Here is a 9981-nt window from a genome sequence, read left to right on the forward strand (position 1 = left end):
AGACACACCGACTAAAGGCTTATTTAAAGTATCTAATACTGATCCATGAATAACAGTATCAGTAGTTTTCTTTTGTATGATATTGGTTTTCTCTTCGGGGTATGAAAATTCAACATTCGGGGTTACAGCAACGATTCCTCTGGAAATGCTAAAATTCAACCCGGATTTAGCGCTGAGTTCTTTTAGTAACTGAATGATGTTTCTTTCCTTCTCAACAATTTTAATTGGATGTACAGCTTTAATATCATTTTGATTATAAGAAAATTTCAAACCTGAAATATTCTCGATTTTAATAAAAACCTTTAAAATAGGTTCATTTTTAAAACCAATAGAGTAGGTCTTTTCAGTTCTCGTAGTAATCGCCTGAGCCACTGCACTCATCATTAATGATTGAAACAACAGCACGAAGACTAAGACCAGAGCATAAAAGATCCCATGCGGACAAAGCAGATTTCTTCCTCTCATAGTTAGGGTAATTTTGGGTTTATATTGGTTATTTGGTTACTTGGTTATTTGAATGATCAACAGGAACAAATACAATTTTATGGTCACGAATTGCCCAGTTTACCCGATTAATAAAACTAATGGTGTTTAGGATTGTGGTGAGAGATTGTTTAGAATAATCGCCGGTGATATTTTTGAACTGGCATTTACAAGTGCTTAAATCAATCTCCACTCCATAGAAAAGTTCAAGTTTATCAACAATATTTTCCATCACTGCATCCCGGAATATCAATTTTTGATCTGCCAGCTCCTCCAGTTCAATCTTATCAATTGTTTTTTTCTCAGATTTTAAAGTATGATTGTCGATAACCAGTGATGTTCCTGGCTCCAGAAACGCTGTGGTAGGATTTGATGGCATATTTACTTTCACTTTTCCATTGACCAGCAATACAGAGGATTCTTTGCTCCCCTGAAAATCACGGACATAAAAAACTGTACCAATAGCCGTAGTAGTAGAATGACGGCTGTATACGACGAAGGGCTTTTGTTTATCTTTAAATATTTTCAGGTATACCTGGCCTGTAATTGCTACTTTTCGGTCGTCTTTATTATAATCATCCGAAATAATCAGCTTGCTGTCCGGATACAGAATTGCAACTGTGCCGTCGCTTAGCGTGATCGTATTCCGATCAGTAGGGCTGGTCGCTATACACTGGCCTTTTATTTTGCTAAAGGAGGGTGCCGATGTTTGACCAGTCTTAAAAAAGAATAAAACACTTATCGCGATAAACATCAAAGAAGCGGCAATACCAGCGGCTATAAAAAGCCGGAACTTCTTTGGTCGCCTCTTTGTACTGGCCTCTGAACTAAAATTTGTTTGATAAAATAGCTTTTTAAACGACTCTAATTTATCTGCAATAATTTCCTCTGGTATTTTAGCGGTCAAAAGCAAAAGGATCTTCTTTGCTTCCAGACAGGTTATTCTGTCGCCTGGATATCTTTGGAAATGTAACTCCCATCGATTGATTTCGGCCGAATTATTTGTCAGACAATAATCAATAAATGAAGGATCAGCTAATAAGTCCTCAATAGTTAAATTAGATTTATTCATTGGTCTATCTGGTTGTATATAGGATAGTGCAACAGAAAGAACATTTCTACTCGTTAGTTTTTTAAGAAAATCACAACAAACTGATTATCAGTGAAAAAAAATTAAAATTAACTTTTAAGAATCAAAAGTAATAATCCAATTGGTAGTTTTAACTCCTCATGAAGACATTTTAAAGATCGATGAATATTATTATAAATGCTCTGCGTAGCGAGTCCGGTTATATCTGAAATTTCCTCATAGCCTAAGTTCTGATAGAACTTAAACATAATCAATTGCTTTTGACGTGGCGGTAGTTTCTCAATTGCATTCCGTACCCGTTTTCGAATTTCCTCTTCTGTTTGTAACTGTACCATATAATCCATCACAGATACTTCATACAATTCCTGGTCAGGCAAAATATTTTTAGTTTCTTTTTCGTATTCTCTGGTAATTTTACGGCGCAAATAGGTAAAAAGATAGCTCTTAACATTTGTTACAGATTTAAGAACAAATCTCTTTTCCCATAATTCCAGAAAAACCTGACTAATGGCATCTTCCACATTTTCCTTTGCTCCATATAAGGAAAAACCGTAATTAAAAAGAGGGTTATATAAATCTTTATATAAGCAAAACAATGCTTCCTCTTCTCCGTTTCTTAATCTTGACCAAAGGGATTCGAAATCACAAAATTCAGTTTTCATCGTTCCTAGTTAATATTGAATAATAAAGTCATTTAGAGCTACCAAGAACATATTTCCCATAAAAAGAAATCAAGTCGTTTATTCCGGGAAATATAACCGTATTTTTACAAAAAAAGATAATAATATTGGCGTAATATTGTGTCTTTTTTACATATCCTTAAATTTATTAAGAAAACCATTATTTAAATACTGTATGTATACAAAAGCCCCGGAAAACCGGGGCAATTTGCATTCGCACTAAAAACTGTTTTTACTTTTCAAGCAGGTTTTTAATTGTAGTATACAACTCCTGGCCCCTGATCACTGGCCCAAAAGACGGGCTTTTTGACGCCCCACAGGAAAAGGCGATAAATTTCCCTTCTCCATCAACCAATGCAAATGCAGGTATAGCAGCAATGGTAAAAATAACGCCCGATGCTTTATCCAGATCATCTCTTCCATGAAACCATGGCGTTTTGTCTTCTGCTATTGCATTTTTCCAGGCAGCCGCTTCCTGATCTGTAGATATACTGATGATGTTAAATCCTTTACTGTGAAAAGCGTCATAGACTTTTTTCATATTGGGAACTTCTGCTTTGCATGGCCCGCACCAGCTGGCCCAGAAGTCAATTAAAGTGATTTTACCTTTTTTTGCATATTCCAGTACAGAGCCTGTACCTCCATTTGGTAAGGTCATTTTGAAATCGGGTAATTCCCCTCCTTCTTTGATCTGGGTACTTAGAGTTCTTAAGCCCAGGAAACGTTTGAGTTCCAGACCAAAATAACTATTCTTGGCCCTATCAGTCAGATTTTCATAGGCTTCCCGGGTACCTGCTACTTTTAAGATAGGTGCAAATTTCAAAATAAAATCGGAAACATATAAAGAATTTCTATGTGTATTAATATAGTCCTTATACGCCATAGTCACGGAATCCTCGTTGGCCTTTCCGGCAGCCACCTTTGCCTGCGCATCTTTATACAATTTGACTAAAGCAACAAAATCATCATTTGCTTCTGATCCGGTCATTTCCACTACGGGCCATGTGGCAGTGCTGCTTTTCAAAGTCATACTGGTATTCATTAACAGGATACCCTGGCTTGGTTCTGTATTTGCCTCTTTGCTTAACTTAATAAAGTAAAAATTCACATCATTAGCCACAGCCCCGTTAAAAATGAAATGTCCATTTTTTGACTCTGCCCTGGCCACAGTGTCTACTCCAGGATTAATACACAGGTAAGCTTTGGTCCCATCCTTTAAACCGGAAATACCGCAATCCAGGATAAACCCATTTTTTTTCTGCGCTATAGCACCGTTAAAAATAAGCAGGCTAACAAATGCAGTTATGTATCTTGCTTTCATTTGTCTAATATTGATTTAATCCGTTGGTCCATTTCCTCATTCAGGTTTCCGATCACCCTCATCAGGATTTTTCCGTCCTGATCAACAAGCAATTTTGTCGGATAGCCCTCAATCCCATAAGCCTTTGTAATGCTTGGTGCTCCACTGCCCTCATTTTCCAGAACATGCACCCAGTTTACATCATCTTTTTTAATCGCCGCAAGCCAGGCCGCTTTATTTTTGGATAAATCTTTACCTTCTTCGTGAGCAACGGCAACAATTTCCAAACCCTTACCTTTATACTTGCTATACAATTCTTTCAAATGTGGATGTCCCTGACGGCAAACACCACACCAGCTGCCCCAAAAATCAAGCAACACCAATTTCCCTTTATAATCGCTCAACTTCACTGTCTTTCCATACTGGTTCTTTCTTTCAAAATCCTTTGCCTGCGTTCCGGCAGTGGTGATTTTCAAATGCTCAATCTTCGTTCTGATGGCCTCTGCAGCCCGGGTGTTTTTGAGGCGGGGACTGAGCTGATCGTAAGCAATAGCGTATCCGTCTGCATCATACATTACATTGTTATCCATCAGCAGATATAAACTTACAAAAGAATCAGGATGCTCCCGTACAAACTGCTGTTCCAGCTTCAATTTTTCCCGTGTAAGCGCCACCCCCTTGGTTTCTATCAAACCGTAAAAAGCCGCACTGTCTCTGACCATGTCCATCTTTCCAAGTTCTTTGCTAAATGCCAGTTCTCCAATATCCTTCTTCAGGATGGCATTTAAGGTATTGTTGTCTTCAAGAACATCTGCTTTACTAATGTTATCTTTTGAATAGAACTGCATCACTGACCGTATATCAACGCTTATATACAGCCCGCTATCTGCAGGGTTACTCATTTCTACTATTTTTCCTTCCTGTAATTTCTCCCTTAACAATTCTTTGTCCGGGCCAATACCAATAAGCTTTCCATCCGGGTCTATTAAAAAACTGGCCGGGATCATCGTCACATTGTACAGTTCGGCAGCCTTATTGACCGGCTTGTTCAGATCCGCTACCTGTAACCATGGAACGTTATCTTCCTTTATAGCTTTTAACCATGCCGATGGTTCTTTATCCAGCGAAACAGCAAGGATCTCAAATTTTCCTGTCGTTTTAAATTCATTGTAAAGTTCTACCAGTTTTGGCTGTAACGCTCTGCAAGGATGACACCAGCTGGCCCAGAAATCCAGCAACACATATTTACCCCTAAAGTCGGAGAGTTTAACTGATTTCCCCCTTTGATCCTGAAGACTAAAATCTGGTGCCATTTGACCGATTCGTGTTGCAAGACTAGCTTTCACTACCATTCCCAATTCTTTTCCCCGTTCGGTTTGTCTTAATGATGCGGATAATTTGGGATAATTGGCAATTACCGTGCTGTCTCTCCCTCCTAGTGCCCACATCCAATTCAGGCTAACTAAAGATGCCGGATGGGTACTAACAAAAGTGCCCATAGCTTTCTGCTCTGCTTTATCTCGCAAACCAAGGAGTTTAATCCCAGTTAAGGCGTCTTTCATCAATCTGATTTTTTCCTGGTTGTTTGCATTTAAAGTTGTTCCCCAAATTTTGCATTTGGCGAGGGAATCCTTACCCTCTATATGAACAACACCATTTTCCAGGTAAACAGATTGCGAGTCAAATTCGGAACCATTAGGAAGTCCCTGTCCATTGCCCATTACCAAAATGGCTTCAACAGCCTCCCTCTTTGTTCCGGAAAACCCAAATTTATCTTGCTTCAAAACACAGGAATCAATAATCATCTGAGAGCCTTGCTGAGAAACCAGATAGGCTATGGCTTTTGGCGAAACTCCGCTAATATGCCCTTCTATTTTAAATTTCTGTTGCTGGCATACCCCTATCATAGGGGCTGCCAGCATTATACCTAAAACTATTCTTTTCATAGGGAGGGTTATTGATCAGCGCCTATGGCTTGTAAGTCTATTCCATAGGTCGCTTTATAATAATTTACGATTGCGTTATACTTTAATCTATATTTCCCATTTGGATCATTTTCAGGCAAGAACAAGGTCTGCTCCAGTTGACTGGCCGTGTTGGAGGCGATCAGTTGGATATAGCCTGCAAAATCACTATATACCGTATATCCAGTTGTTGATTCACCAAGCACACCGTAATTTTTTTCATTCCAACTCCCAACCTGCATATAATCTGTCGATTTAGCAAAAATTGGAGGAATCTCCACTTTACCGGTACCGACTGCCTGATTCCAGAATTCCGTATGAAGGTCTGCTTTCATCTGCTTCAACTCATCTGCAGATAATGTCGCTAAACGACTGCTGGCATGCCCAAAAGCAAAGTGGCTGAATGAACTGACGCTGGATAATGGGGTTTCCAATGTATCCTTCGAACTGGGATCAACTTTTCTGATCCTGGCCGACAGAATAATCTTATAGGGCAAAGCAAGCTTTAAAAAACTATCGCTGTAATAATGAAATAAATAGGTATCCAGGGCATTGAGTGCCGGAGTAATGTAATTTTCGTCTCCCTGGTCTGCCACATAAGGAATGAGGTTCGTAATGTTCCATTGAAAGTCCTTATCGGTAAACTTATAAAGTATATAACAACCGTATTTGTTCTTAAAATTTACAATCCGGGTATCATAATCATGATTGCCCTGAGGAAGGGTATATTCAGGCAATAAAGTATCTGGCTGTATAACGGTTTCCTTCTTACAGCTTAGCATAACCATGCTCACCAACAATAGGTGTAATAATATTTTTAGTTTCATGATGATCTTGATTAATGACCTATACGCACTTCCGGTTCAGGATTACCGATTAATTTTGAATTCTTGTCCATCGCAGACTTTGGTATTTGAAATATATATCCCGGATCATGGTCTTTGAGTACATAACTAAGCACCTGTGATTCATTTTCATGAAAAACATGTGTAATAGAAGGCATACCATGTCGGCGAAGATCAAACCAACGATGATATTCTTCTCCAAAAAGTTCTCTTCGCTTTTCATCGTAACACTTCTTCAGCAGGTCATCTGGACTTGTACTGACGAGGTCATGATATGTGGCTGGAGTAAACCTTTTCTTTCTCAAAGTATTCAGGTCATTTAAAGCCAGCTGAGCATTGGCTGTTTGTCCTAATTTGTTGAGCTGTGCATAAGCCTCTGCCCTGTTCAATAATGCTTCCGAAACCCTAAATGATTGTCCTATGGCAGAAGGAAATGGATATGACGGAGATTTATTTGATTTGTTGTTTTTAATATAAATACTTGTCCTCAGATCTCCATCCTCAAAGCTGTTCAGTAGATCGGAAGAAAGTCTATAGAGACTAGCATCATCCGACTGATAGATCACCTCTTGAGCTGATCCAAATGCCCATAAAGTTTCGGGATTTTTGCTATCTACAATGGTCTTGGTATCTGCATCCGTTGTACCCCAGGTATTCAGATCCATTAGGTCCGATTTATTATTTAACACAAACGTGGCGGCTTCAATTGCTTTTTGCCAGTCACCCATTTGCATGTACACTCTGGAAGCCAGTAAAGACCCTGCTATATGATTAATGCGAAATACACTATTATTTTTACCATTCCTTTGCAACTGCTCAATCCCCTTGTTCAGATCATCTGTAATTTGCTTATAAACTTCTGCCACGGTATTACGTGGTTGTCCTTCCAGAGACAAACCTGAGCTTAAAATAAGTGGAACGCCAAGATCCAGATTGGGATTTGACAATTTATCTGAATAAGGCTTTGCATAGAAATTGACAAGCCTGAAATAATAAAATGCCCGCAACAGATAGGCTTGTCCTGTAACATTTTCTATTTCTGCAGTTGTGCCTGTTACCTTAGGAGCATAATCAAGCACCACATTGCATGTCAGGATACGCGGATACAAAACTGACCATTGCAATGCACCAGCATCGAGTGATTTTGAGGTACTTGCGGGTTGCCAGGTATAAGCATAATAAATATCCCCCTTTTTAAAAAAGAAATGGTCATGGGTAGCATCATCATCCAAAAAACGGATCGCAGGATTTATACCGGAGCCATTATTACCGGTATAGGCAGCGCCCATTAACAACTCATTAAGCGCCGAGGCAGAACGAGGTATAATATCGGTTTGAGATTGTTCCTCAAGAAATTTTTTACATGAAGAAACGTGTAAAACAATTAAAAGAAGTAGTAAAAAAAATGTAACTCTTTTCATTTTCATATTGATTAAAAAGTGACAGATAAACCTAGACTAAGGGCTTTAGATATAGGTAGGGCTGTTGTACCTGCATTGGCAATTTCTGGGTCCTCACCCCTTAGGTTTTTATTTGCAATGACAAATAAATTTGAAACTGCTCCGGTAATCGTTACCGCTTTCAGTTTTATATACTTTAACACACGGTCTCCAATACGATAAGAAAAATTAAGGTTGGTACACCTCAAAAAACTTCCGGAAACCACATTCACATCAGAATGGTTATACATATCATAACGGCTCATGTTCGAAAAATCTGGCAGATAGATAAACCCCGAACCATTAGGATCATTATCTTTAGGATAGGCCGGAATATTGGTAAAAGCTTCATCACCGGGTTTGCGCCAACGGTCTGCAAGGATTACTGGCAAATTTGCATCTGGCATAGGGTTAGACAAGCCAACAGATTGGTAAACTGAATTTCTTAATCTTTTGGAACCCAGATTAAAAGCAAAAGACACCCCCATATTAAATGCCTTATAACCTATATTGGTGGAAAATCCTCCACTAATCTTAGGCATGGTGGTCCCAGCTGGTTTTAAATAGTCTATAAATGATTTTTTGGATGCTGGATCACCCTCATCTATTCCGTAAAATAAAGGTACGCCGTTTTTTGGGTCCAGTCCTTTAAATGAGAAGACATAAAATGTACCGATGGGTTGTCCTTCTGTAAGTACTGCACCATTAAAATAGTCCAGTATATTTTGACTGCTCAACTCCACAGTGCCTTTCTGCAAGACATTAAAATTCTTTCCTCCCCTAACAGAAACACTCCAGTTAAAGTCTTTAGTACGGATTAGCTTCATGTTTACATCCATATCATATCCGTAATTTTTAATATTCCCCCCATTAATCAACATCGTTTGCACGCCATATTCTATAGGGATGTACTTTCTTGTAATCGCATCGGTTGTTAATTTCTGATAATATGCGAGTTCGAAATTTATAAACGAGTTAAATAAGGTTCCATTTAATGTCAGGTTAATATTTTTGGTTTTCTCCCATCTCAACCCTGGGTAAGGTAAAGATCTAATGCCCAGCGAAAATTCATTCGATCTTGGATCAACACCCTGGCCATTGTCTGGCAATGTTAAAATTAATTCTGGGCCTACTTCCGTGACTACATTTCCCTGAAAACCATACGATGCTTTTAAACCAAGGTCGTTTATAGTCTTATTACCCTCTAACCATTTTTCTGAACTGATGTTCCACCTTCCAGCAACACTCCATGCTGGCAAGAAGCGTTGGTTAACAAACTGGCCAAAGCGATTTGAAGCATCTGTTCGGATATTGGCGTTGATCACATAACGGTCATCATAACTATAAGTAAGAATGCCATACAAAGATAGGGAATTATTGAGTGCATCTTTTTTCCTGACGTCGAGTACAGATACTGAATTTTGGGTCATTGTAAAACTTTCTCCCCGGTCACGCAGATATCCTGGCAGATAACTGTTCAAACCTTCTCTTCGTAACGAATTGATTTCCTGACCTGCCATGACACTGAACAGGTCTTTTTCCGAAAAAAGACTCCTGGCAAAAGTTGCCGAATTACGCATTGAATAAGAATAGGAAGAAGAATTTCCAGCTATTAATACACCTCCAAATGGCAAAAATGAAGCCTGTTCGGCTGCACTGCCCGGGGCTACAGTTCCATAATCATAACCACGGGCATTGGCTATATAGTTACTAAGTTCTGTTGCATATTGTTCACTATATTGGGTATTAACAGTTCCGCTCGCAGTAGAACTCAAGGTAAGACCTCTAAATGCCAAATAATTAAGGGTTAATGAAGCCGATAAATCGGTATTTTTAAGACTGTTGCCTGTCTGTTTAATTTCGTTAAGAAAATTGTAATTTAAGGGGGGACCAGAACCATATACACTAGCCGCAGACACTTTATAAACAAGGTCTGAGGGGATTGTCCTGCTGGTTTTCAAAGCATAATCAAGTGGGTTCACCATAGAAAAATAACCATTGGAAGTACGCTGACTGGCATTTAAATTAAAATTCAGGTTAAGTTTCCTGTTAATTTCTGTTTTGAGAGAGGCGTCAGCTGAAAAATTCCTTAAACGGTCCTCTTTAGCGGCGCTCCTATTGTCCTGATAAGAAATAGAGGTATAATAGGTTGTTTTATCACTACCTCCACTAAAACTCAA

The 9981-nt window shown here is 38.9% G+C and carries 7 protein-coding genes and 1 pseudogene; all 8 read right to left on the reverse strand.

Going from position 1 to position 9981, the window contains the following annotated elements; genetic code table 11:
* The coding region (locus tag VNZ46_RS05570) for a hypothetical protein (RefSeq protein ID WP_325559127.1) at positions 1-465 on the reverse strand (465 nt) is incomplete at its 3' end.
* A 28-nt stretch (positions 466-493) separates the two neighbouring features.
* A complete protein-coding gene (locus tag VNZ46_RS05575) occupies positions 494-1555 on the reverse strand; it encodes a FecR family protein (RefSeq protein ID WP_325559128.1) in 1062 nt (353 codons plus the stop codon).
* A 107-nt stretch (positions 1556-1662) separates the two neighbouring features.
* Positions 1663-2235 carry a sigma-70 family RNA polymerase sigma factor gene (locus tag VNZ46_RS05580; protein ID WP_325559129.1) on the reverse strand — a complete coding sequence of 191 codons (573 nt, stop codon included), beginning with the start codon at positions 2233-2235 and terminating at the stop codon, positions 1663-1665.
* 250 nt (positions 2236-2485) lie between these two features.
* Entirely contained in the window at positions 2486-3574 is a 1089-nt protein-coding gene (locus VNZ46_RS05585; protein WP_325559130.1) for a TlpA disulfide reductase family protein, read from the reverse strand.
* Positions 3571-5499, reverse strand: a complete 1929-nt coding sequence (locus VNZ46_RS05590) for a TlpA disulfide reductase family protein (RefSeq protein ID WP_325559131.1) — start codon at positions 5497-5499, stop codon at positions 3571-3573. Before VNZ46_RS05590 ends, VNZ46_RS05585 begins: the two co-directional genes overlap by 4 nt.
* A gap of 8 nt (positions 5500-5507) precedes the next feature.
* Positions 5508-6344 carry a hypothetical protein gene (locus tag VNZ46_RS05595; RefSeq protein ID WP_325559132.1) on the reverse strand — a complete coding sequence of 279 codons (837 nt, stop codon included), beginning with the start codon at positions 6342-6344 and terminating at the stop codon, positions 5508-5510.
* A gap of 11 nt (positions 6345-6355) precedes the next feature.
* A complete protein-coding gene (locus VNZ46_RS05600) occupies positions 6356-7783 on the reverse strand; it encodes a RagB/SusD family nutrient uptake outer membrane protein (protein ID WP_325559133.1) in 1428 nt (475 codons plus the stop codon).
* A gap of 11 nt (positions 7784-7794) precedes the next feature.
* Positions 7795-9981 (reverse strand): annotated as a pseudogene (locus VNZ46_RS05605) (hypothetical protein); the annotation flags it as partial.

It is taken from the genome of Pedobacter sp. (assembly GCF_035566355.1).
In the GTDB taxonomy this organism is placed as follows: domain Bacteria; phylum Bacteroidota; class Bacteroidia; order Sphingobacteriales; family Sphingobacteriaceae; genus Pedobacter.